General features: G+C 68.8%; 16 protein-coding genes, 3 pseudogenes and 2 CRISPR repeat arrays. Of the genes and pseudogenes, 5 read left to right on the forward strand and 14 right to left on the reverse strand.

Annotation, left to right across the window (positions count from 1 at the left end; genetic code table 11):
* Positions 1-125: 125 nt before the first annotated feature.
* Positions 126-1,235: a L,D-transpeptidase family protein gene (locus OHB49_RS44535; protein WP_329167332.1), complete on the reverse strand. Its 1,110-nt coding sequence runs from the start codon at positions 1,233-1,235 to the stop codon at positions 126-128.
* Positions 1,236-1,338: 103 nt separating this feature from the next.
* Positions 1,339-2,376, reverse strand: coding sequence for a peptidoglycan-binding domain-containing protein (locus OHB49_RS44540; protein WP_329167333.1), 1,038 nt, complete (start codon positions 2,374-2,376; stop codon positions 1,339-1,341).
* Between the two features lie 233 nt (positions 2,377-2,609).
* Here OHB49_RS44540 and OHB49_RS44545 point away from each other — a divergent pair, with 233 nt between their 5' ends.
* Both OHB49_RS44545 and OHB49_RS44550 read left to right on the forward strand, forming a co-directional pair.
* Positions 2,610-3,485, forward strand: a complete 876-nt coding sequence (locus tag OHB49_RS44545) for a DUF2690 domain-containing protein (RefSeq protein WP_329167335.1) — start codon at positions 2,610-2,612, stop codon at positions 3,483-3,485.
* 911 nt (positions 3,486-4,396) lie between these two features.
* Entirely contained in the window at positions 4,397-5,512 is a 1,116-nt protein-coding gene (locus OHB49_RS44550) for a hypothetical protein (protein ID WP_329167336.1), read from the forward strand.
* A gap of 404 nt (positions 5,513-5,916) precedes the next feature.
* Here OHB49_RS44550 and tpg read toward each other — a convergent pair.
* Together tpg and OHB49_RS44560 are read right to left on the reverse strand one after the other, a co-directional pair.
* Positions 5,917-6,406: pseudogene (tpg, locus tag OHB49_RS44555) on the reverse strand (telomere-protecting terminal protein Tpg).
* A 286-nt stretch (positions 6,407-6,692) separates the two neighbouring features.
* Positions 6,693-7,556 (reverse strand): annotated as a pseudogene (locus OHB49_RS44560) (hypothetical protein); the annotation flags it as partial.
* Between the two features lie 224 nt (positions 7,557-7,780).
* On the opposite strand from OHB49_RS44560, the gene OHB49_RS46110 reads away from it, so the two are divergent.
* Positions 7,781-8,152 carry a hypothetical protein gene (locus OHB49_RS46110; RefSeq protein ID WP_443079732.1) on the forward strand — a complete coding sequence of 124 codons (372 nt, stop codon included), beginning with the start codon at positions 7,781-7,783 and terminating at the stop codon, positions 8,150-8,152.
* A 7-nt stretch (positions 8,153-8,159) separates the two neighbouring features.
* Positions 8,160-9,347: direct repeats of the CRISPR family, unit length 29 nt; unit sequence GGGACCATCCCCGCGGGTGCGGGGAGCAG.
* 93 nt (positions 9,348-9,440) lie between these two features.
* Here OHB49_RS46110 and cas2e read toward each other — a convergent pair.
* The 9 genes and pseudogenes from cas2e to OHB49_RS44605 form a co-directional block, all read right to left on the reverse strand.
* A complete protein-coding gene (gene cas2e / locus OHB49_RS44565) occupies positions 9,441-9,737 on the reverse strand; it encodes a type I-E CRISPR-associated endoribonuclease Cas2e (RefSeq protein ID WP_329167471.1) in 297 nt (98 codons plus the stop codon).
* A 19-nt stretch (positions 9,738-9,756) separates the two neighbouring features.
* Positions 9,757-9,876 (reverse strand): annotated as a pseudogene (locus OHB49_RS44570) (type I-E CRISPR-associated endonuclease Cas1e); the annotation flags it as partial.
* A 4-nt stretch (positions 9,877-9,880) separates the two neighbouring features.
* On the reverse strand, positions 9,881-10,651 hold the full coding sequence (cas6e, locus tag OHB49_RS44575) for a type I-E CRISPR-associated protein Cas6/Cse3/CasE (RefSeq protein WP_329167338.1): 771 nt from the start codon (positions 10,649-10,651) through the stop codon (positions 9,881-9,883).
* Positions 10,651-11,370 carry a type I-E CRISPR-associated protein Cas5/CasD gene (gene cas5e, locus OHB49_RS44580; protein ID WP_329167339.1) on the reverse strand — a complete coding sequence of 240 codons (720 nt, stop codon included), beginning with the start codon at positions 11,368-11,370 and terminating at the stop codon, positions 10,651-10,653. Before cas5e ends, cas6e begins: the two co-directional genes overlap by 1 nt.
* Positions 11,367-12,572, reverse strand: a complete 1,206-nt coding sequence (cas7e, locus tag OHB49_RS44585) for a type I-E CRISPR-associated protein Cas7/Cse4/CasC (protein WP_329167340.1) — start codon at positions 12,570-12,572, stop codon at positions 11,367-11,369. The genes cas5e and cas7e overlap by 4 nt, the downstream gene beginning before the upstream one ends.
* Positions 12,569-13,276 (reverse strand): type I-E CRISPR-associated protein Cse2/CasB, encoded by a 708-nt coding sequence (gene casB, locus OHB49_RS44590; RefSeq protein ID WP_329167341.1) that lies wholly within the window; start codon positions 13,274-13,276, stop codon positions 12,569-12,571. Before casB ends, cas7e begins: the two co-directional genes overlap by 4 nt.
* The gene (casA, locus tag OHB49_RS44595; RefSeq protein ID WP_329167343.1) at positions 13,273-14,979 is read right to left on the reverse strand and encodes a type I-E CRISPR-associated protein Cse1/CasA; all 1,707 of its coding nucleotides are present in this window, start codon (positions 14,977-14,979) and stop codon (positions 13,273-13,275) included. Before casA ends, casB begins: the two co-directional genes overlap by 4 nt.
* Positions 14,972-17,908: a CRISPR-associated helicase Cas3' gene (cas3, locus tag OHB49_RS44600; protein ID WP_329167344.1), complete on the reverse strand. Its 2,937-nt coding sequence runs from the start codon at positions 17,906-17,908 to the stop codon at positions 14,972-14,974. Before cas3 ends, casA begins: the two co-directional genes overlap by 8 nt.
* Before the next feature lie 242 nt (positions 17,909-18,150).
* Positions 18,151-20,131: direct repeats of the CRISPR family, unit length 29 nt; unit sequence CTGCTCCCCGCACCCGCGGGGATGGTCCC.
* A gap of 73 nt (positions 20,132-20,204) precedes the next feature.
* Positions 20,205-20,414 carry a hypothetical protein gene (locus OHB49_RS44605; RefSeq protein WP_329167346.1) on the reverse strand — a complete coding sequence of 70 codons (210 nt, stop codon included), beginning with the start codon at positions 20,412-20,414 and terminating at the stop codon, positions 20,205-20,207.
* A gap of 174 nt (positions 20,415-20,588) precedes the next feature.
* Here OHB49_RS44605 and OHB49_RS44610 point away from each other — a divergent pair, with 174 nt between their 5' ends.
* The gene (locus OHB49_RS44610) at positions 20,589-20,897 is read left to right on the forward strand and encodes a hypothetical protein (RefSeq protein WP_329167347.1); all 309 of its coding nucleotides are present in this window, start codon (positions 20,589-20,591) and stop codon (positions 20,895-20,897) included.
* A gap of 847 nt (positions 20,898-21,744) precedes the next feature.
* Here OHB49_RS44610 and OHB49_RS44620 read toward each other — a convergent pair.
* A protein-coding gene (locus tag OHB49_RS44620) for an IS5 family transposase (protein ID WP_443079468.1) occupies positions 21,745-22,676 on the reverse strand; the annotation gives its coding sequence in 2 pieces (ribosomal slippage) (positions 21,745-22,271 and positions 22,271-22,676; 933 coding nt in all).
* 187 nt (positions 22,677-22,863) lie between these two features.
* On the opposite strand from OHB49_RS44620, the gene OHB49_RS44625 reads away from it, so the two are divergent.
* A complete protein-coding gene (locus tag OHB49_RS44625) occupies positions 22,864-23,310 on the forward strand; it encodes a DUF6221 family protein (RefSeq protein WP_329167349.1) in 447 nt (148 codons plus the stop codon).
* The last annotated feature ends 6 nt before the right edge of the window (positions 23,311-23,316 follow it).

Below are 23,316 nucleotides of genomic sequence, written 5' to 3' on the forward strand. Positions count from 1 at the left end.
ACAAGGTAAGGAGGCGTTTCATTTGGCGAGTGAGCGCGTGAGTTGGCGACCGGAGTATCCGATGCCGAGAGCTTGGGTGAGTCGGCTGCCCTGCCCCTTGTCTCGGGGCAGGGCAGGGTGTGTGGTCAGCTGACGTGGAGTGTCAGATTCTTGGGCCAGCCGGCCCGGTTGAGGTGGGTGAAGAGGTCCTTGAGGTCGTTGGGTGCGAGCTTGATGCAGCCGTTGGAGCTGTAGTCGCCGGCGTTGTCCCAGCGCCACCAGTCATCCCCGTTGAAGGGGTTGTCGAAGGCCTGCGTACCGTCGGCGAGCATCTCGCTGTGGATGAACATCTGCGTGCGCTGGACGCGCTCGTGGCCGCCAGGCTTGGGAGTGCAGGTCTTGTCCTCGATCTGGATGGCGTAGCCCTGGATCTGCACGCGGGGGTTGTAGTTCCAACCGCCGCGGTTGGTCTCGTGCCCTTTGACCTTGTAGGTCCCGCTGGGCAGCCACCCCTTGTCGGGCAGGCACTCGTCGGTGCTGCCCATTCCTGACCCGGCACGGTAGGAGTCGATCACCTTGCCGCCCCGGAGCAGCGCCAGTCGTGAGTTGAGCGGCTGATTCCCGTTCCTGGTGAGCTTCAGTGTGTAGGTGCCGGTTCCGGGCCTGGTGCTCGGCGTAGTCGGCTGAGTGGACCTGGACGTGGTGAGCAAGGCGTTCCAGGTCCTCGGGCCGATGACGCCGTCGGCTTCGAGGTGGCTGCGGGTCTGGAAGGCCTTGACCGCAGCCGCCGTGCGGGGGCCGAATGCCCCGTCCGGGGAGACGGCGTGGCCGCGGGCGGTGAGCAGCTTTTGGGCGGCGGTGACGGCGGAGCCGTGGCTGCCGGCGCGGACGGTGGTGACGAGGGCCTTCCAGGTCCTCGCGCCAGCCACGGCGTCGGCCTGGAGGTGATGGAGGGTCTGGAAGGCCCGAACGGCCGCCGCCGTGCGCGGGCCGTACGCCCCGTCCGGGGAGACGGCGTGCCCGCGGGCGGTAAGCAGATGCTGCAGGGCGGTGACGGCGATGCCGTGGTTGCCGCTGCGTGTCGTGGGCCAGTTCGGGTTGCCCTGGAGGGTGGTGGCGTGGCGAGCCGTGGTGGTCGCCGGGTCGCTGCTGGCGGTGGCGATAGTGGGTGCTTGTGCGGCGCCGAACACGGTGAGGGCCGCGATGGCGCAGGTGCTGGCGGCGGCGGTGCGCAGGGTGCGAGGTGAGCGCTTCATGATGCTGTGATCCGTTTCTGAGGATGTGTGTTCGGGGTGGCCGGGCCGCGCCCGGGCAGGGCGCGGCCCGGCCACCTGGCATGACGGGGGTGGGGCGGAGGGGTCAGCTGAAGGTGACGTCCCAGTGGACGCCGCCCCGCTTGGGGGTCTCGTAGACGTACTCGAGGGAGATGCCGTTGAGGCTGCCGTGCCAGCGAGGGTCATTGCCGCGCGGCTTGCCCTTGCGCTGGGTGTTCTTGATCCAGTTGGTGACGCAGGTGCCCTCGTCGCGGGTGCGCAGGTCGAGCTTGTAGCCCTTGGCGTGGGAGCGGGGGCCGACGCTGTGGCCGGACTCGGTGCCGCCGGTGATGGTGATGGGGCAGCCGCTGGCCTTCTTGAGGGCGATGACGCCCTGGATGGTGCGGGCGCGCACGCCTTCGAGGCTGGTGCGGCCGGAGGGGTGCTTGATGCCGGCAGCGGCGAGCTGTGCCAGGGCCTGCCGGTTGGTCAGGCGGCCCCCGCCGGACGGGGTGTGGGGGGCGGGGACGTTCGTGCCGACGACGAGCCTGTGCCAGGTGTTCGGGCCGACGGCTCCGTCGGCCTTGAGGCCGTGGCGCTTCTGGAACGCCTTCACCGCACCCGCCGTACGCGGCCCGAACGCCCCGTCCGCGGTGACGTTGTGCCCGGCGGCGGCGAGCTGGACCTGTGCGGCCTTGACGGCCTCGCCGCTCGAGCCCTGGCGGATGGTGCGGATCAGCTTGTGCCAGGTGTTCGGGCCGACGACTCCGTCGGCCTTGAGGCCGTGGCGCTTCTGGAACGCCTTCACCGCACCCGCCGTACGCGGCCCGAACGCCCCGTCCGCGGTGACGTTGTGCCCGGCGGCGGAAAGGAGGTACTGGGCGGTGCGCACGTCCGTCCCCCGGGATCCGCTCTTCAGTTGCGGCCATGCCTTCGCAGCGGCGTGGATGTTTCCGCCTGCCGGCGTGGCGGTCCTGCCCAGGGTGGAGGACAGGTGCTGGGCGCGGGCGCCCTGCGAAACGGTCCGGTTGTCACCCGCAAAAGCGAGGTCAGGGGAGGCGGCCGCGCCGATCGCGCCGAGGGCGACCAAGGAAGCGGCAGAGGCGGCGATGCTCCGCAGACGCGGAGTGAACGTGGTGTTCATGGTGGTTAACCCTTTCGTGTCATGGATTTTTGACGTGCTGTCCCGCCCAGAGGGCATGGCGGCCCAGGGGCATGGGAGTTGGGGTGTGGCCGGAACGATTGCGTCGGCCGTGAACACCATGGCGCACTCGGCCAGGGAATCTCTACGCTGGTCCGCCACCGGGTCATGCGCGTATATACGCAGCGGCATGCATGGCTCTGACCTGGTGTTATACGCGACTAGTTAGGGTGGGGATGGACGTGCAACGGGAGGCCGGCGTGCGGGGCGGTCAGAAGCCGGGGGCGGCCCGCGCCGAGCTGGGCAAGCTGCTCACGCGGTGGCGCACCGAGTGCGGGCTGAGTCAGACCCGGCTCGCCAGCAAGGTGCACTCGAATCAGCCGACGATCTCCCGCTGGGAGAAGGGCCAGCTGCTCCCCTCGGCTGAGGCGATCGAGGCGGTATGGCATGTCCGCTCGGCCCCCGAGCGCGCGCACCGGCCGGACAACGAAGAGCTTCAGACGGCTCTGCTGCTGCGCCGGCACGCGGAGGCAGAACCAAGGCCGCCGCGGCCCCAGGAACCGTCGCAGCCGGAGCCAAAAGCCGCGCAGCAGGCGAAGAAGAAGTGGGTATGGGCGGCGGTCGCCACCGTGTGTGTGGCCGCCATCGCCGCCGTCGTGACGGTTTGGGCCACCGGTGACGACGACCCCGCTCAAGCCGCGAAGCCGGGCTCGACGGCTTCCGCTCTTGTGTTCCCGACAGCTGCGGCCACAGCTACCTGTGCCGGTGCGACCTGCGCCTCGATGGAACCAGCAACCACCATCTGCTCAAAAGACGCCGTCACCGCCTTCGTCGAGCGCAAGTACGGGGCAACCGTCGAACTGCGCTACAGCCCGCACTGCCGGGCGGCATGGGCCAAAATGAGTCGCACCTCCCCCGGTGACCGGATCCTCATCACCCCCAAGAAGGGCAACACCGAGGAATACCGGCAGCAGACCGGACACGACGCTCACACCCCCATGGTCCCGGCCACCCGCCCCCAAGACGCCCAAGCCTGCGCACATATCCAAGACCGCGGAACCATCTGCGCCACCACCCCCGTCACAGCCACCGCGGCGACCAGCCCAAGCTAGCCTGCTTGTTCATTAGAAGCCGTATCTCAACCGGTCATGGAATGTGCGGGTCGAACGGGTTTCTCACGCGGGTGATCTCCAGTCGGTCGGCGCATGAAGGCGGGGCCTCCTGGTAGCTCGAAGGTGCGAACTCCAGCTCGATCTCGGTGGCTTCCAGTGCCGCGGCCGCCAACGCCGTGCCTCCCGCAGCCCTTCGACCCGCACCCGGGCAACCGCTTCCCGTTCCTCCAGCAACCGCAGCATCGACGCCACCGCGCACCCCTCGACGATCAGACGGAAACAGGACGCGGGATCCTTTCCTTCCCACGACCGAAACCATGCTGACCAGCGAGAACTCAACGATCCTGTTCGGTTGAGATACGGCTTCTCACGAACTAAAGCTGCCGTGTCAATGAGGGCGGCATGTGAAGTGATGCCATGTTTGTAGTCGCTGGGGTATCGGGACTGACCTCGATTCGTCAGCGGTGAGTTCGTGCTGATCGGTGTGGTGGTTCGCCCGTAATGTTCGCTTGTTGTGGATGCTGGGCGTCGCGTTTCGCTGCGGCTGCGCCGGGGTTCTACGTCCCTCTGCCCGACATGACCCTTTGCTGGGCACCGGCCGACGCACGATGACCGCACCAGGCGGCCAGGGGCGTTACTGGTCGGGTCAGACCGCGAGGGGAGCCGCCCCGGCGGGGCGCGGGCGTGGGCCGGGACGGTCCTCCCGGCCCACGCCCGACACCGGCACTGTCGGTCCCAACCCACCCAGCGGCGGCGCGGGGATGAACGGCCGGGGCCGCCGGAGCGACCGCCTGGCGGCGTTGTCTCGTGGACGTCACGGTTGGGCAACCGCCGGTCGGCGGGCCCGGAAGCCAGGCGGGCGGGGCCGCACCATGGGTGCCGGCGGGATTGACGAGAGAGCGGACGTGGCAATGGAATTCACAGTCGAGCGGACGCTGAGGCGGCGTGGCCGACAGTGCTTCGTCGCGGGGACCATCGTGATGGCAGGTGCCCTGGTGTGGCTGGCCGACCTTGTGCCGAACGGCAAGGTGCCGTCCGGCAACGACAGCGGCGACACGACGACCGCACTGTTCGTCCTCTTCCTGTCCGCGGTGGCGGCCCTCCGAGGGTGGCACGACCTGCGCAAGGCGAAACGGCCGTTCCGGCTGCGGATAGACGGGGCCGGTATCACGCTGCACGACGCCGAGCTCGTTTGGGAGCAGATCGACGCCGTCTCCCTCTGGCACGACCCCAACACCAGCGAGAACGTTGATGAGCACATCGCACCGCCCAAGCGGCGACTGACCCTGTGGACTGCGCCGGGCGTGACGCTCTCCCGCAAGGCGGACCGCACCTTCGGCGACGACCGGACCCGCTTCACTCTCGTGAACTGCCGAGACCTGGACCAGAGCGTCACCGAACTGGCCACCGCACTCACCAAGTACGCCGGCGCACGTTTCGAGACGGCCCCGCGCTCTGTGCGCCCGCCTGTCCCGGCGACCGCGCCGGAGCCGGGGCCCGAACAGAAAGTACCGGGCGGCGAACAGGTCTTCGTCGACGCCCGGCGGGCCGGCACCTGGACCGTCGTCTGGGCCGGGGCGGCTGTCGTCTTCATGTTCTCGTTCTGGGAGTTGATCCACAATCCCGGCGCGGGCCTCGCATCCCTCATCGCTCTCTGTTCACTGGGCGGCGCCGTGGCCTGCTGGCCCCTCGCCGGCCGGTCCTTCCTCCGATGGCACCGGCCGCTGCGGCTGCGGATCGGCCACTCCGGGATCGGCATGCGCGAAGTCACCGAGGACGAGCAGTACTTCCTCTGGGCACAGATCGCGGCCGTCACGGTCGGCCCCCGGCACACGGGTAGCGAGGACACGCGGCCTTGGCTCGTGGTGTGGCCCTTGCCGGGCACCGCCACAGACCTCCCGCACAGCTACCTGATGGACGGCCATCAGGCTTACGCCCTGCGGCTGGACCGCCTGCCCGGAGGCCCGGAAGCCGTCGTCCCGGTCATCCGGGCATACGCCGGAGAGCGCTATGCGGAAACGACCTGAGACCGGGAGTCTCCGAAAGCGGGCTCCGGCGCAGTTGCGTGAACCACTCCGAGCCAGGGCAGGTGGTGCGCTCCGGCGAGGGAACCGCGGTGGCCCGAGCTCGCGGCGGCGGAGACCGGAGCCTCGGCGGTCTCGGCGGTGGCCACTCGGACCGTGCCCTGCGTAGTGAGCATGATGGAGCATTCCGGGCAGGCAACCTCGTCGGCGCCCACCTCGGCCCCGCACGGAACACCGGCTGAAGCGGGAGCCGGGGCCCGGGACCAAGTTGTCGCAGTGCGGTCGAGGGCCTCCTCAGAGCCTCCGCGTCACTAACCCCCAGCGTCGAAATGTGCCTCAAACTAGGTCGCTGACCGATGAAGTGCCAAGTCACAACGGTCCGGTGCTCGCGGGCTGTTCGGGTGCGTCTACAGGTCGAACTCCAGGTGCTCGATATCTGTGAAGTGGACCTCCTCCAGGGAGCCGGCGCGGCGGCCGCCGTCTTGGAAGTAGGTCTCCTTGAGGGCTTCGGCGGCGATCTCCCTGAGGCGGTCGTCGCTGGCACCGGCCTCCTGGGCCTCGAAGAGGCGGGCGGCGTGGCGCGGCAGCAGGGCGACGGTCAGGTGCCGGATCCGGTCCTCATCCGTCGACCCGATCGGCGCGACGTAGCCGAGCCGGGCCCGGGTGTCGATGACGATGCCGCCGGTGCTCGCCGCCTTCTCCCTGGCCTTCGCCCGGATCTGCGGCTGCCAGCGGGCCTTCACCTAGCGCTCCAGGCGCGCAGCGAGCATCTGGGCAACCGCCTTCGTGCCCTTGTACTGCTTGACCAGGTACCGCATCTGCGCGCCCGCGCGATGGCGTCGGGCGGGTGAATGCCTTCTGTACCGCCTTGTCAAGGCCGTCCCCGAACGTGCTCATCGCCTACCTACTCCCCGTTGTCCTGGTCGGTGACGGTGCCGTTCTTGATGTACCAGGCGAGGTTGAGCTCCGGGGCCTGGAACTGCTCCCTCACGCCCTCGCCCCACAGCACGCTCTGCGTGCCCTCGTGGGTGTTGCGGAATGCTCTGTGACCTCTCGCTGAAGGTTGAGCGTTGTCACCGAAGACTGCTCAGCGGTTGTCTCAATGAAGGTTGGGCGCGGATCGATGAAGGGGCTGCCGTCCGCTGGTGTGCGGACAGCAGCCCCGGTCGGCACGTGACGCGGATTAGTCGACGAGCCGCTCGATGATCCAGGTGCACAGCTCTTCGGTGATGGCTGTGTGCGCGGTGGTCATGGACGAACAGAGGAAGCCGTCCAGCTCGCTCTCCTGCGGTTCCAGTCCGTTGATGTCCACGTACAGGTCATCCTGCTTCTCGATGTCGCGGATCGCGACCGCGCTGACCGAGGGAACGAAGCACACGTCCTCGTGCCGCAGGTCCGCCCTGCCGCCGAGCTTCTCCATCGTCTCGGCAAGGATCTTGTAGGTGTGCAGCGTTCCGCCCGGCGCGCCGTCCACTTCCGGGAAGCCGCTGGTCGTGATGGTCTTCTCAGCCTTGGGGAACCTCCGGTTCAGGTAGGCGGCCGTCGCGTCGTTGCCCTGGGCCTGGATGTAAAAGGTGGTGCCCGGGTAGATCTGGTCGATCCGCAGCGCGACCTCACCGGGCCTCACGTCCGGCAGGCCGACCCCGTCGGCGCGGCCGTTCGCCACGGCGATCTTCATCGGGATCTGTGGCCACCCGCCGACCCGGTCCAGGGCGGCCAGGAACTCCGTGCGCTCCGGAGCGGTGCCGATCTTGCCGGTGTCCTTGTCGTAGTGCTGCCACAGCATCTGGCGCGCGGCCGGGCTGTTCATCTGCTTCGCGAAGTCGTTCGGGAACGGGATGAAGTGGGAGAACGCCTGCACACCGACCGGAATGGAAGCGCCGCGGTGCGGGCTGTCGTAGGAGAAGTACAGCCCGGTCCGGTGGTCCATCCGCTGCCTCTCCAGTTTGGCGAGCGCATAGCGGGTGACGATGCCGCCCATGCTGAAGCCGCCCACGACCAGGCGGGCGTCGCCCAGCTGCTCGGCGATGGCCCGCATGATGGCGGCCTGGGCCGCCTTCTCGATCGGGTTCATGCCGCGCGTGGGCGGGTGGTTCGAGGCAGCGGCGGGTAGCTCCGGAGTCGCTGCCGCGGGGCTCAGCCCGTCAGCGCGGCGCTCGGCCGGTGGTACCCGGATGCCCGTACTCGGGGCAGCCGGGTGTCGCCGGCGCACCGCTGCAGTGGGTGGTGAGGGCGCCGGATCGCATGGTTGAGGTAGAGGGAAGGAAGCTTGTGAACGACGCCTCGCCGGTCATCGACCCGGAGGGAACGCCCCTGCGGGGGACGCGTTCTACACCCCGCCGTCCCGGCTGCCCGACGGCATCCCAGGAGATCCCGTCTATGTGCGACGGCTGGACAACAAAGTGGCGGCCGCTGGAGGCGGGCGAGAACTGGCTGGTCCTCTACCGCTCGCAGGACGTACGCAGCAAGGAGGTGGCGACCTCCGGGATCATCGCGCTGCCGGGCCGGCACGAGCGCCCCGTGCCCGAAGGTGGTTATCCGCTCATCAGCTGGGCGCACGGCACCGTGAGGGTCGCCAGCTCCGTCGCACCGTCGCGAGAGCCCGCGGGTGCGGGGAGCACCCCTCCGCCGCCAGCCTGGTGACCACGTAAGGACCATCCCCGCGGGTGCCGGGAGCAAGTATCGAGCCTCGCGTGGGAGCAGCCGGCCATGGGCGCATCCCCGCGGGTGCGGGGAGCAGGCAAACGCGTGGGACGGGGACGCGAACTCCCCGGGACCATCCCCGCGGGTGCGGGGAGCAGGGGGTCGCCGCCGAGGTCGGGGTCCCATTCGGAGGACCATCCCCGCGGGTGCGGGGAGCAGACGGCCGGCGTCCCGCGGTTCGCGAAGGGCGTGGGACCATCCCCGCGGGTGCGGGGAGCAGCAGACGGGGCACGGTCGGCGGGAGCCAGTGCGGGGACCATCCCCGCGGGTGCGGGGAGCAGTGGTGAGGGTCCCGGCGACAGCGCGCCCCGGTTGGACCATCCCCGCGGGTGCGGGGAGCAGTCCGCGGGGAGGGCTCCGCCGAACAGGAACCGGGGACCATCCCCGCGGGTGCGGGGAGCAGACCGCGTTCAGCAGCCCGTCCGGCCGGTTCCCGGGACCATCCCCGCGGGTGCAGGGAGCAGATCCTGATCATCATCTCCGCGCTGGTCGTCGCGGGACCATCCCCGCGGGTGCGGGGAGCAGGCGGAGGCGTCCTGTGCGGACGGGGACCATGCGGGACCATCCCCGCGGGTGCGGGGAGCAGACCAGCTGCTGCGCGAACTGCTGCGGCGTCATGGGACCATCCCCGCGGGTGCGGGGAGCAGCCCGTGGCCGCGACGAACTCGTGGGCGTAGATGGGACCATCCCCGCGGGTTCGGGGAGCAGATCAGACCGGTGTCGATCATCGGGTACTGGCCGGGACCATCCCCGCGGGTGCGGGGAGCAGACGGCCGCGGCAACCTCGATGTTCCGCTGCAGGGGACCATCCCCGCAGGTGCGGGGAGCAGGCCGTGGGGTCGATGTAGATGATGGCGTGGCCGGGTCCATCCCCGCGGGTGCGGGGAGCAGAATGTATGTAGGGCAAACCCTAATTTCCGATGGGGACCATCCCCGCGGGTGCGGGGAGCAGCGACACCGTGAAGGGGGCGCACGGTGCTTGACGGGACCATCCCCGCGGGTGCGGGGAGCAGTGCTCGTCGTAGTGGTCCCGCCATGCCGGGCTGGGACCATCCCCGCGGGTGCGGGGAGCAGGTGGTGCCATCGGCGTCCTCGGCGGTGATGGCGGGACCATCCCCGCGGGTGCGGGGAGCAGACTCCGCGACCTGCGGTTTTAGCGCGGGCGCGAACGGTTCTGGAGTACTTTCATAGATTCCGGCAAATGAATCAAATAGTTCATTATCGACATTCATATCCTGCCAAAGCGGCGCCGCTTGGATGCTTTGCTCCAGCCCGTCTTCGGGCCATCGCTGTCCGTCCGCGGTCCTGCCTCAACGTTCGGACGACGAATCAGCGTCAGTCCCTCATGGTCGATCGGGAGCCAACTGTGTTCGTGGGTCCGGAAGGTAAAGCCCTGCTCGTTGTTCGTCGTATGGGCAAGCAGCACCCTTCCCTGACCCGCGTACAGCTGTACCTCGTCCCACAGCACGTCGCGAATTCTCGCCGATGGGTTGCCGATAAAAACGCCTGCGGAGATCTCGAGCAGCCAGCGGGTGAGGAACCCCGGTGATGGCGTTGGCGTCCCGGTGCACTGTGCAGCGCTCCAGGTAGATGAAGGACAGCCGTTCGCCGGTGCGGGTGAGGTGGCGTGGAGTGAGGGCAGTGCGCTGGGAGACCGTTGTCACCCTTTCACCCGCTGCCGGTGAGTGGTGCCAGGGTGATGAGGCCGCAGCCGTACGCCTTCGCCTTGCCGATGCCTTGTGTGAGGGTGCTACGCAGCGCGGCGGGGTCAGTTACTTCGAGCCGGCCGTCGAAGGTGACCGTCACAAGGCTGACGGGCCTCCCATGGGTGCCGGCGCTGCGGGACTTGTCGAAGGACAGGTCGCGTTTGTCACGGACGGTCAGTTCGTACTTGTCCCCGGAGTGCTCGCACTTCTTGAACGTCGTTCCGCCGGGCAGCAATCGCTTGCCATCCGGCTTCTCGAGGATGCGGAAGCCTCCGCGCTCCTGGCGGTCCAGGAGCCACGCCATCTGATGCACCGGAGTCAGGTGGGCGGTGCGCTTTCGTGGCTCGTCCGCCTTGCGGCGGATGTGGTGGACCGGGTTGGCGGTCAGCCGGAATGCCCAACTCTCCCCTGCGGTTAGACGGTCGAGGAACGGGGCGTACGGCTTGGTCTGCCAGCCTGGAGTCTCCGGGTCGGTGGCGGCCGCGGGCCAGCCGGCCTGTTCCACGAGGTGCGTGAGGTCGGGCCGGGCCGGGCTGACGATGTACAGCAGCACCTCGGCCCGCGCGTTCTGATCGAGGCGCCACAGCACTCGTGGTCCCTCGGGCGCGGCCGTGTCTGCGGGCAGCAGGCCGGGGAACGACGCCATGACTGCCGCGTGGAGCACCTGGGGGGAGGAGAGCAGGCGGCGGGCGCCGGGGCGCGCGGTGTTCACACGGAAGCGGGTCAGGAACATCAGGCGCTCTCCTCCAGTGCCTCGAACGGATCGTGGCGGGGATGCCAGGGCGCGGCAGCTGGGTTGGGGATGTCCACGGTCCTGCTGACCACGGTGCGCAGGGCGTGCCGGCGGTGTTCGGCGGCGAAACTGAGGGGCTGGTCGCGTTGGAAGTCCGCGTCATGTTCGTCCTCGTGGGACTCGCGCAGGACGACGAGGGACACCGTGGCGTCTCGGTGGTGCTGTCGGCGGTACCAGGGGGCCGCCTGCCATGGTTCGTCCGTGAGTGCCTGGTGGAGTGAGACGTCGTCGTAGAGTCCGAGGTCGACCGGGTGCGCTGGTGGGCAGGAGCGGCGGCCCAGGAACGGCGGAAACACCGGTGCGCGCAGGGAGGCGTGCAGGGTGGTGAGCAGTGCCCTGTCGCCTTCGAGGGCTGCGACGAAGACTGCGTCGGCGAGGTAGAACCGCTCGGACAGTGGCATGGAGGTACCGGTGACGCCGTGGTGTGCGGTCTGGAAGTCCCGTACCCGGGTGCCTGGCTGGTCGATGCGTACGCCGAACCGGAGCGCGCCCAGTTTGGCCAGGGCTTCGTCGTCGTCGCGTTCGATGCCGGAGGCTGCGGCGAGCATGCCGATCACGCCGCTCTTGGTCGGCGCGGACTCGGTGGTGCGGCGGGTGAAACGGGCGGAGGCCCCCCAGGACTGCAGGGGGCCCGCCAGTCGCAGGGTGAGCACGCTCATGCGGGCTTCTCCAGTCGTTCGGCGACGGCCTGGCCGATCGAGGTGATGAGTTCGTTGATGCTCGCTGTTTCTGTTCCGATGGCGGCGAGTTTCTGTGTGTTCGGGCCGACGCGGAGCACCCATGTGAGGGTGGAGTCGTCGTTTCCGTAGGCGCGCTCGATGTCGGGGATGTACTCCGCCAGCCGTGCGGATGCCTCGGACACGTGGCCGCCTTGGTTGCCGCGGACGGGCTCTTCGAAGGCGGCGACGAAGCTGATGGGGCGGGTGGTGCGAAGTTTGACGATCACGGCGTCAGGGAGTGTGTGGTGACCGAAGGTGTTGATCTTGCCGGTCGGCAGTGACCCGGTGAAGCCGCGGACGAACGCTTCGACGGCGCGGCGTACCGGGGTGGTGCGCGACTCGTCGTCGCGGAGTCCTTCGCCAAGGTTGGCGGCCAGCTGATGGACGCCGAGGGCTGCGTAGCGGTAGAGGGTTGCTGAGTTGAAGTCGACGGTGCCGATCATTCCGGCGCCCGGCTCGGTGTCCTTGTTGTGGTCGTCGACGGCCGTGAAGTAGTCGGACTCGTTCTCGACCCGGTGCACGCTGATGGCATGGGCGACCTGGACAGCGGCGTCGACGTTGATGTCGGCGGAGTCGGCGACCATACGGCCGAACAGTGCGATGTCCACGGAGTGGCGGGTGTCGGCGATCTGCTTGGCCCGGGCCTTGTTGTCCTTGTCCTTCAGGAAGGCCTTGATGTCGGCGGCGCCTTCGATGGCGAGACGGGCGAGTCCGTCGAGCTGGCGGGCGCTGAGGAACATGAGGTACTTGGACTGGGGTACCGGCTCGGCCGCATCGTCCTCCGCTGCTGCCTCCTTCGCTGAGGTCTTGCGTTTGGGTGCCTCGATCTTCAAGCCTGTTGCGACGATGACCTCGGCCGCCAGCTTCAGGGCGTCGGCCTGCCCCTGTGAGGGGTCGGCGTCGCGGATGTAGTCGGCCAGGACCTCGACGACCTTCTTGGTGCGCACGCCCAGTTCGCTCGGGTCGAGGAGGCTCTCGGCCTTGAAGTAGTCCCGGGTGGCCTTCTTCCATGCCTGGCTTGAGACTCGGGCCCGCGGCACTCCCCCGTACACCGCGGACTTCGGGGCACCGGTGTCGTCCCGGTTCAGGTTGCTGGGCGGGACGGTCTGCAGGGCGTGCACGTCAAGGTAGAAGCGGGTCACGAGGCGTCCTTGTCGGTGTGGGTTGTGTCAGTGGTGTCGGTGGTCGTGGCCGGGGCGCCGAGGGGTGTCTGTTCCCCGGTCTTCGGGTCCTCTTCGTGCCAGGCGTGGAACGACCGGCCCCATTCCCTGCGTACGTCGTCCGGACCGCCGGGCTGCTGCCACCGGTAGAGCTGTCCGGCGAGCAGCGCGTAGTCGAGCGGGAACTGGTCGCGGCGCAGCAGCAGGACGATGTCCCGCAGGCGCTGGGCGAGGGCGGTCAGATCCGGTGCCGTGCCGGCTCGGACCAGGCGTTTGCGCAGAGGTTCGTCGATCTCGCCCGGCTTCATCATGCGGCGCACGGCGGCGCCTACTCCGCGCGGCTGTCCGCGGCTGCCGCTCTGGTGCATTTTGGCCTCGCGGCGGGACTGCTGGTGCAGGGCCCACAACGTGAGGGCCACGTGCAGGGCGTCTTCGGCGCAGACCAGTTCCCCTTCGCTCAACGTCCGGGCGCCGTTGTGCGGTTCGTGCAGCGGGGTGGTGTCGATGAGATTCCACAGGTCGGGGAGCTGTCCGGCTTCGCGGCCCGCACCTCTGCGGAGCCTGGCGAGGGCGGCAACGGCCGTCGCCTCGTCGGCCAGATATCCGCGCTGGAGCGCGGTGATGCGTTCGCCGGCGAGCTGTTCGACGCGCCGACGGACGGTGGGCGGAGCGGTGGCGGTCGTCATGCGTGCACCTTCGTGGCGGTCTCGGTCACCGGGGCGCTGCTTGCACCCGATGGCTGGTCGGGAAGATTCGGGTGGCCCAGGCACCTGTCCAGGCGGGATCGGAACCACTTGCCCGCGAGAGCGGAGTTGAGCCACTCGGTGCCGTGCTTGACCGTGATGGTCCGGCCCTGCCACGCGGCGTCTCCGGCCTCGGTGATGAGCCGGTCACCGAGCCTGCCCACGATCCGGTGCACCCGGCGCTGCCATTCGGTGCGCTGCTCGTACGGGTCGCCATGGCCGTCCAGGCCGGCCAGCCACGTGCGGTACGCAGTGTCGAGTGCTGCAAATCCGAGATCGCGTGCTGTGGCACCGGGTCCTTCGGTCTCGGTGCCGGCGGCACGTGCGAGGTCCGTGGCGAGGTCGCCGAGCGCCTTGACGGCGTCATCGGCATCGGTGGCGGCTCCGACGGCCTGCTCGGCGAACTCTCGTTTTTGCTGGTGGAGCAGGACCACCGCCATGGAAATGTGATCATCGACGACCTCGTCGATGACGGACTGCTGCGTGCCGTACTGGGCGCCGACGATCCGGGCCCGAACGAAAAAGCCTTCCTCCAGCTCGCCGTCTGTCACCAGACGCGCAATCCACTCAAGGACCCTGGGCCGCAGATAGCTCGCGGCTTCAGCGCCCTGGGACGCCTCGGTCCGGTCGGCGATCAGGGAGGCGATCCCCCGCCACGCGGAGCGGGCCGGGTCGTGTTCCCGGGGCATGTAGACCAGGGGTTCGCCATGCTTCTTCTCCTGCGCAGCACTGCGCCGCCAGGCGGTCATCGGCTCGTAGACGTGCTTGTTGCGAGCGGTGAGCGGGTCACCGTAGCCAAGGACCACGCCGTGCACCGCGTCGGCGTCGGCGTGCAGGAGCAGGCGCCGCGACTGCCAGGTGTACAGATCGCGTACACCCGTGGGCGGACGCTGCGGCCCTGCACCTGGCCCGCACGCCTCGCGCCGCCAGGCAGGAAGGTCGTGGTCGCCGTCGGAACTCAGACCGGGAGTGTCAGCAACAGCCACAAGGTTGAGCAGGAGGGTCTCCCGCAGTGTGTGCCCCTCTGCGAAGACTCCTCCGAGATTGCCGGTCCACCCGACCCCGAGCGGATACACCTTGCCGCCCTTGACCCGGTCGTCGCCCGCGACACCGGTCTTGATGCCGGAGGTGTCGTAGGCGTGTGTGTGGACGACCCAGCGGGCGGCCTCGGCGAACGTCAGCCGGTCGACGGTGGGCATCCTGGAGCTGAAGAAGGGCTCCCCGTTGGGGACATCGGCCACGATGCGGTTGAGCGGAAAGACCTCGTTCTTCGCCGTGTGCAGCCCGGCAACCTGAAAGAATGGGATACGGGCATCGAGCAGGTCAAACCGGGGGCGGTGTTCGTCGAGATAGGCGGACAGCGGCGCGAAGCACTCTTCGTCCGCCCATACATCTGCCCAGTGCTCGGCGTCTCGTGGCCCGTCGAGCGCGTCGTGGGCCAGGGCGAGCAGCAGGCGTAGCAGGGCGAATTCCTGAGTGGGCAGGTCCCCGACGAGCCGACGCAAGGTGTCGGCCTGTTCGAACACCTCGCGCAGCGACAGTTCGTCCTGGCCACCGTCCTGTCTCAGCACCGGAATCCAGGGCTGTGTGGTCAGGTCGAACGACAGCCCGCCATCACTCCTGCTGTTCTGGTCGGTTTCAGGCACGGGTCACCTCGAGGCCGTCGTGCTGGCTGTAGCGGAGTGCGAACCCTGCCAGACGGGTCTGACAATCCTCGTCGAGCGGAAGAATCAGCTGGCCGGAGAGCCAGTGACTGTCCTTCAACTGCCATGCGGGTACGTAGAGTTCCTCCAGCTCTTCGATCGCGCGGTCCATGACAGCGGCGTACGAGAACTGGATCGGCAGCCTCAGTCCGCAGCTCGCTGCCGCCCGTGCCGTTCGCGGCGGCGGGGGCTGGTCCCGGGGCAGTTCCAGCCCCCCGAGTCGGTTGCCGTGGCGGTCCTGCGCCAGCCAGGGAACCGTCGTCAGCGATCCGTCGGCGCGCTGCTGCACGACGACGACCTCAAGACTTTCCCTGCTGTCGCGGACCTGGGCCCGCCCGGTTCGGGTGTCGTCCGCGTCGCCCACTCCTGCCGCAACCCACCCGAACAGGGGCCTGCCGTCCCTTCCGGCTTCCTCCAGTCGGAACACGGCCGCCCGTTCGGCCTGGTCTGCACGGTGCCGCTCGTACCGTTCGAGGGCATCGGCCATCGCGGGTGCCCAGCTCTGCGGGCCTGCGGGACCGTCGGCGTATGCCGCCTGTACGAGGGGGCTGATGTCGTCGGGCAGCCGTACCGGACGGCTTGATGCTTTCTCGAAGTGGGGCAAGAGCGCGGCCGCGGATCGCAGGAGCGCGTACGCCCCGTACACGGCGACCGAGCCTCGCACCGGCGCCGGCACGTCGCCTGTCCAGTCGACACCGGTGACCAGACAGCGCGCCCGGCGCAACCGCTTGGGACGTTCGTGCTGCCCTTCACCCCGCTGATGCCGGTGCAGACGCCCCATGCGCTGGAGCAGCAGGTCGACCGGGCAGAGGTCGGTGACAAGTAGGTCGAAGTCGACGTCGAGGGACTGCTCGGCCACCTGGCTGGCCACGACGATGTGCGGCCCCGTCGGGCGGCCTTCCGCTTTGCCCGGCGGCCCGAAGCGTTTCAGGAGATCTGCGTCCTTCGCCGCGCGGTCGATGTCGATGAAACACGAGTGGGCGACCGTCACGTGCTCATCACCGAACGTCGCCCTGAGCACCTGGGCGGTCTCCAGCACCCGCTTGACCGTGTTACGTACGACCAGCACGCAGCCGCCGCCGTCCAGCTCAGTGGCGAGTCGGTCAACGAGAACGTCCAGGTCGTCGTCGATCCGCTCCAGGATGACGTCCGTGCCCCGGGCGGAGGCGCCAGGACTGCTCAGGACCGGTTTCCCGCCGGGTGTCACGGCGGTCAGCAAAGGATAGGCGCCGGCCTTGCCCACCGCCTCGAACTCCGCGGCACTCCGGGCTTCTTCGGCGCTGCCGCCCGCGTACGCCTCGACGAGCTCGCGGCGCCTTCCCGCGGGCAGGGTCGCGGACAGCACCACCACTGGCACGCGATACGCGCCGAGCCACGACAGCACGCGGTCGAGGTAGACGCTCATGTACGTGTCATAGGCATGCGCCTCGTCGATCACGACGACCTTCCCGGCGACCGCGAGGTGGCGCATTGCCAGGTGTCGGCTCTTGAGCCCGGCGAACAGCAACTGGTCGACGGTTCCCGCGACGAACGAGGACAGCATGGCCTTCTTACGGCCGCGCAGCCAAGCGTGCGCGACGAGCTCAGCAGGAGCGGACCGTGTCGCGTGCGTGGGGCGCCATGGCGGCTCTTCGGGCGCGTCCGCGTCGACCGCGACGATCCGGTGGCCGCTCTCGCGCATCAGGTCGGCAAAGTCCTCGTTCAACGCGGCCTTCGAGTGAGCGAGCAGGACGGAGTACCGGGCGTCTTCGGCTGCGGGCAGCCGCTCGAGCCAGTTAAGAAGGCGGGGGAACATCGCATTGCCAGTGGCCATGGTCGGCAGCGCGAAGAACACGCCGCCCGCCCCCGAGCGGGCAGCGAAGATCTCGGCGACCGCCAGGGCGGCCTCGGTCTTCCCCTCCCCCATCGGCGCCTCGATCACCATCAGCCCCGGGGCTGCCATCGCCCGGGCCAGTTCGACGGCGGCTTCCTGCACCGGCCGGACCTTCGCCCCTGGCGGCAGATCGAAGCGGGAGGCGACCAGTTCCTGGGCGTCCCCTGCGGGCTCGTCCGGGCACCAGGGCGCGGGCAGATCCAGCCCGCGCCAGGCCGCGGCCACCCGCTCCTCACTGCTGCGGACGACGTCCTGCGGGAAGTAAGGAAAGAGGTCGGTGTTGCTGGAGACCCAGTCGGCGACGATCACCAGCGCTGTGAGCAACACCTGCACCGGCTGCGGCAGTTTCACCGACCGCCACTCATTCAGCCGGTCCCGTACGCCGTACTCGTCGGCGCACGCATCGAGCAGGTCATCCTGCACCCGCTGCCACGCGGCTCGGCTCAGCCCCGGGGTACGCAGCAGGTGCCCGTGCTTGTGCAGGGCTGCAATGTGACCGTGCTCCGGAGGCACCCCGTGGTGTCCTCCCACGACGACCGTGACCTGCCCGGTCTGCTTCACCGTCCAGCCATGCCGCTTCTGCAGCCACTCCCCCAGCAACGCCTGCCCGGCCAGCCCGTGCGGCGCCACCCTGCGGTCCGGCCCGAGGACCCGCGCCGAGCGCATCTGCAGCCCTTGCTCACGCATATGGTCTGCGAGCTGTTCGACCTGACAGGCGAAAGCGGGCGTCGCCTTCCCGATGTCGTGCACCCCCGCCAGCCACACGGCAAGCCGACGTGCGTCCTGCTCACCACCGGGCAGCGCCGAGGCGATCAACTTCCGTACGCTCGCGGGCAGCCACGTGTCCCACAGCAGACCGGCCACAGCGGCGCTGTCCTCCATGTGCCGCCACAACGGCAGCCACCCGTCGGAATCCCTGTCGTGCTTCGCCCATACCGTCAGCACCGGTCCATCGAGCCTGCCCCGCAGGCCCGAGCGGGACATTCCCTCACCCGTCATGCCTGATGAATACAGGCAAACCCGGTCCCAGAATGCCTATATGACGAAAACTCAAGAAATCTTCTTCTGACCCGACAGTAACTCCCTGACGGCAGGCAGACAGGATCTAGGATGATCACTTTGCACTGCCGCCCACCGGACGTCTAGACGGAAGAACCAGGTGCGTTATGCCTGTTATGCCGGACTCGGTGAAAGTATGCGAAAACTGCGTGTCGTCGCGATAAAGGCGCAGGTCACGCAGTCTGCTCCCCGCACCCGCGGGGATGGTCCCGGATGCTGACCGCCGGGGCGTGGTCCGGAGTGCTGCTCCCCGCACCCGCGGGGATGGTCCCGGATGCTGACCGCCGGGGCGTGGTCCGGAGTGCTGCTCCCCGCACCCGCGGGGATGGTCCCGCGGCCGGCGATGCGGTGCTACAGGAGAGACACTGCTCCCCGCACCCGCGGGGATGGTCCCGTGTTGTCCTGGGTGCGGACGTCCCACACGATCTGCTCCCCGCACCCGCGGGGATGGTCCCGGCGGCGCACTGACATCGCGTTCGCCCTGGGCCTGCTCCCCGCACCCGCGGGGATGGTCCCTGGCTCGATGTCTACACCGGAGTGAACGGAGGCTGCTCCCCGCACCCGCGGGGATGATCCCAGCCCGAAGTGGGACAGTTGGCTTTCGCAGATCTGCTCCCCGCACCCGCGGGGATGGTCCCGTCCTCCAGTTCCACGCGGGTGAAGTGGTCAGCTGCTCCCCGCACCCGCGGGGATGGTCCCGATCACCGCCGACGCCGGGGGAAACATCACAGCTGCTCCCCGCACCCGCGGGGATGGTCCCGTGGCGGGGGCCCTGCCGGACCCACGGCACTGCTGCTCCCCGCACCCGCGGGGATGGTCCCGGTGTTCCGCCAGACCGAGCGGGGCCCGGACACTGCTCCCCGCACCCGCGGGGATGGTCCCGACTACGTCTCCGCCTGGCTCCGCATCATGCGCTGCTCCCCGCACCCGCGGGGGATGGTCCCGGTGTCGATTCCAGCAGGCATGGTCATGGGTCCTGCTCCCCGCACCCGCGGGGATGGTCCCCAGCGACCACGGCAGACCGTCGCGCTCCACCTCTGCTCCCCGCACCCGCGGGGATGGTCCCACGGTCACGAGCGTGACGTGCGCGACCGGTCTCTGCTCCCCGCACCCGCGGGGATGGTCCCGGCGTGACCAAGACCGTAGACGAGCAGAACAACTGCTCCCCGCACCCGCGGGGATGGTCCCGGCACCTTCACTTCCGCCGGAACGCTCACCGTCTGCTCCCCGCACCCGCGGGGATGGTCCCGGGCGCGACGGGGTCGACGGGACGGACGGTCGCTGCTCCCCGCACCCGCAGGGATGGTCCCATGGCGCCTGCCATCGAAATGGAGGAGACTGGCTGCTCCCCGCACCCGCAGGGATGGTCGCCCTGCGGATCCCTGGCATATGCCGCAGGGTCACTGCTCCCCGCACCCGCAGGGATGGTCCCTGCGCCGCCTGGTAGGCGGTCGTCTGCATCGTCTGCTCCCCGCACCCGCAGGGATGGTCCCGTCATGCACGCGTCGAAGCCTGGCGACACCGCCTGCTCCCCGCACCCGCAGGGATGGTCCCTGCGCCGCCTGGTAGGCGGTCGTCTGCATCGTCTGCTCCCCGCACCCGCAGGGATGGTCCCGACCCGCCAGGCGGAACCTCGTAGATCGGCCACTGCTCCCCGCACCCGCGGGGATGGTCCCTCACCACTTGCCTACCTTCTTCGCCAACGTGTCTGTTCCCCGCACCCGCGGGGATGGTCCCGGCCAGGCGTTGGTCAGGATCGGGTCGAAGGACTGCTCCCCCGCACCCGCGGGGATGGTCCCAGTCGCGGCCTCGGTGAGGGCGGCCGGTCGAGCTGCTCCCCGCACCCGCGGGGATGGTCCCCTGCGCAACTCTTTCGTCGGTCTGATCGTCGTCTGCTCCCCGCACCCGCGGGGATGGTCCCGTGTCGAGCAGGTCGTCGGCCTTGTTGGCGCTCTGCTCCCCGCACCCACGGGGATGGTCCTCCGGCGCCGATCCGGTACGAGGTCGGCACCCACTGCTCCCCGCACCAGCGGGGATGGTCCCTCATGCCGCACTCCTCAGTTCGTCTTGTGCCACTGCTCCCCGCACCCGCGGGGATGGTCCCTGCATGAATTCCGGGACCCTCGTGAGCCGGCTGCTCCCCGCACCCACGGGGATGGTCTACGGGACGATCCTGCTACCGCTCGAGACCCGCGGCAGCTCGACAGAAAGGGCTGTGCCTCAAGAACGGTACGGGTCACGTCTCCTCCTCAGCCTGCATGCGGGCCGCTTGCCGGCGCCACACCCTGACGGCCACCGCGACGGCCAGAACGAGGGCCTCGGCACCGACCATGGTCGCCCACCAGGCCGGCGGGTCCCCAACAACGAGCCAGACAAGGCCAGTACACAGAGCCGCGGCGAGCAGGCCGTGGATGGCCTGCTCGGCGAGTTCGAGAGTGCGGGGCATCGGTTCCTCCGAGGTGGGGTGACTGGCGGCGGTCGGCCGCCAACCACAAGACGAGACCAGGCGGTGGAGGGTTCGAAGGGGGGCGCACAAGTGCTTACAAACACCTGCCCGTGCCAACGCGAGCCGCCCTCCCGGTGTGGCCGCAGTTGCAGCGTTTCGTGTCGATGCCGGAGCATGCAGGGGCTGGGCGGGGGCGTCGGGTGCGAACGCGTCGAGGATTTCGACGAGGTCCCGATTGGCATCCGGGTAGCCGTCGCCCCATCCGTTGGTCGGGGTGGTCTCCTCGGCAACAAACTCGCGGATGGCTGCCAGCCGGCCCTGGTGCCGAATGAGGAGGATCGCCTGGCGGATCGCCCTCTGACGGAAGGCGTTGACCTGGTCGCGCAACTGCTCGATCTCCCGGTCCCGGACGCCGAGTACGGCGTCGGCAACGGCGTGCCGCTCAGGGCGCTGCCGGAGCCGTACCAGCTGACCGAAGTCTGAGTACAGCGAAGCGGCCCGCCCGATTGGGCCGGGGCCGCATTTCTTGTTTCTCAGAGGTGACTGGTCAGGATGTCGAGCATCGCTTCCAGATCACCACGAGTCATCTTCGCCGTGCACAAGTTGGCTACAGCCAGCGGGTTCGTCCACTCCTCCATCACTGTGGATGACCCAGATGAAGAGCCTCCCCGGGGTTCGGGAACGCTACTACGGCCGTCCCGATCAGTGGATACCCGGCGCTTTCCGCCACCCGTCTGCGTCCCGGAACCGCCCCACGCGGCGGCGCCGGGGCCCAGACAGGCCGCCGGCCTCGCGCACCATCCCTCCCACCACAGTGCCTGCTTCTTAAAAGCGTTCGCGGACAGGCACTTTGACCGTCCGCGAACGGAAGCTATGAGTCGTACGGGTTACCTGACTCATCAGTAATCGAGATTCCCTGCCAAAAATGGACCTTCACGCCGTTGTTTGACCCGACCCCCGGGGACCGGTCAAGGGGCGCTGCCTGTGCCGTGCCAGCAGTGCTCACGGCGGCCACGAGGACCATGGACGGTACGGAGATCAGAGCGGCTGCCCTGATCTGCATGACGGTCTTGCGCTTCATCGGCTCCCCTTAAATTCGTTGTCGGGCGCGCGCCCGGTGTGTTCTTTAAACGCTCTCGGAGCGATCCGGTCACTGTGGTGCAGCTGGCCAAGGAGCCGGTCGAAGAAGGTGCGCAAGGCGGCTGTGTGCTGGTCCCCGATACTTCGGCGGCGGTCATAGTGGGCGCGAGATTCGGATAACGCGGCGAAGGACCAGAGGTAGCCGACGTCGGCCAGTCGTGTTCTTCACCTTTAGGCACTGTTTCTCGGATCATGTTCGGAGCCAGATCATGATGGCTGCGAGGGTGACGGTTCCGAGGTAGATGTAGGCGCGTTTCTCGTAGCGGGTGGCGACGGCGCGGAAGCCTTTGAGTCGGTTGATGGCGCGTTCGACGGTGTTGCGTTTCTTGTAGCGCTCGCTGTCGAACCCGGTGGGCCGGCCGCCTCGAGAACCTCGGTTCTGCCGGTGTCTTTGCTGGTCGAGACGTTCGGGGATGGTGTGCCGGATTCCGCGTCGTCGTAGGTAACGGCGGTTCTTCCGGGACGTGTAGGCCTTGTCCGCCAAGACATGGTCGGGTCGCGTGCGGGGCCGTCCGACTCCGGTGCGGGGCACGGAGACCTGCTCCAACACACGCTCGAGCTGCGGGCCGTCACCGTAGTGTCCGGGCGTCAGGACGAAAGCGAGGGGGCGGCATCGTCCCTCGGCGACGAGGTGGATCTTGGTGGTGAAGCCGCCGCGGGAACGTCCCAGACACTCGCCGATCTGACCACCTCCTCCAGCCGGACGGCCAGTCTCCGCAGCACCGGATCGACCTGGTTCGTCCCCCGGCCGGCCCCCTTTTCAGGGACCGCGGCCGCCGACGCTTTCCTCGCGCCGGCGGCGTGCTGGTGGGCCCGCACCGCCGTCGAGTCCACCGACACATCCCAGTCGATCCCGCCCGCGGCGTCCTCGGCAGCCTGGATGCGAGACAGCAGCATCTTCCAGGTTCCATCAGCTGACCAGCGACGATGCCGCTTATAGACCGTTTCCCACGGCCCGAACCGCTCCGGCAGATCCCGCCACTGCACACCCGTCCGCACCCTGTAGAGAACCCCGTTGATCACCCGCCGATGATCGCTCCACCGACCTCCACGCGCACCACCAGGAGGTAAGAACGACTCCAGCCGATCCCACTCCGCATTCGTCAGATCCCCACGGCCCATGCAGCCAGCCTGACCCCAACACCCCACTCACGTCCGGAGATCCGAGAAACAGTGCCTAGTGATGGGCGATCAAGCTCTTGCCGGAGGCTCTGGTGGTGGGTGGTGAGCCGGCGTCTGCCTTGAGCGCACGGCCGTCGGCGAACAAGGACCAGTCGTCGCTGATCTCGGCCAGGAGTTGCGGGCTCCGGTGGGTCGCTGTCCGAGAAGCGCCAGGGCCCCTCAATGCCCCCGTGGACGACCTGGTGCAGTTCCTCCGCGACCGCCTCGACGAAGACGAAAGAAGACGGGCGCTGCCGCCGAGTCCGCATGGTCGGTCGACCACGGGCACTACGCCAAACTGGTCTACGGGGCCGACCAGTCCGCGGTCCTCTGTGGTGGATGCTGGGGCGGTGAGGCTTCGGTATCGTCGACGGCCGACGCGCTGCACATCGTCCGCCATGACCCGGCCAGCGTCCTGGCCGTGGTCGAAGCCAAGCGGGCCGCCATCAGCCATCACAAGAAGCTACGCCCCTTCGCCGAGTTGGAACGCCGTGAGGAGTACATCCTTGCCGAGGGCGCCGGCGCCGTCGTGATCAAGATGCTTGCCCTGCCCTACGCCGACCACCCTGGCTACCGCGACGACTGGCGGCCGTAGCGCGCC

The sequence above is a fragment of the Streptomyces sp. NBC_01717 genome, assembly GCF_036248255.1.
Lineage (GTDB): Bacteria > Actinomycetota > Actinomycetes > Streptomycetales > Streptomycetaceae > Streptomyces.

Coding starts and splice junctions, on each gene's coding strand:
- OHB49_RS44535 (WP_329167332.1), bottom strand. CDS start 1,235: ATGAAGCGCTCACCTCGCACCCTGCGCACCGCCGCCGCCAGCACCTGC.
- OHB49_RS44540 (WP_329167333.1), bottom strand. CDS start 2,376: ATGAACACCACGTTCACTCCGCGTCTGCGGAGCATCGCCGCCTCTGCC.
- OHB49_RS44545 (WP_329167335.1), top strand. CDS start 2,610: ATGGACGTGCAACGGGAGGCCGGCGTGCGGGGCGGTCAGAAGCCGGGG.
- OHB49_RS44550 (WP_329167336.1), top strand. CDS start 4,397: ATGGAATTCACAGTCGAGCGGACGCTGAGGCGGCGTGGCCGACAGTGC.
- cas6e (WP_329167338.1), bottom strand. CDS start 10,651: ATGTTCCTGACCCGCTTCCGTGTGAACACCGCGCGCCCCGGCGCCCGC.
- cas5e (WP_329167339.1), bottom strand. CDS start 11,370: ATGAGCGTGCTCACCCTGCGACTGGCGGGCCCCCTGCAGTCCTGGGGG.
- casB (WP_329167341.1), bottom strand. CDS start 13,276: ATGACGACCGCCACCGCTCCGCCCACCGTCCGTCGGCGCGTCGAACAG.
- cas3 (WP_329167344.1), bottom strand. CDS start 17,908: ATGACGGGTGAGGGAATGTCCCGCTCGGGCCTGCGGGGCAGGCTCGAT.
- OHB49_RS44605 (WP_329167346.1), bottom strand. CDS start 20,414: ATGCCCCGCACTCTCGAACTCGCCGAGCAGGCCATCCACGGCCTGCTC.
- OHB49_RS44610 (WP_329167347.1), top strand. CDS start 20,589: ATGCAGGGGCTGGGCGGGGGCGTCGGGTGCGAACGCGTCGAGGATTTC.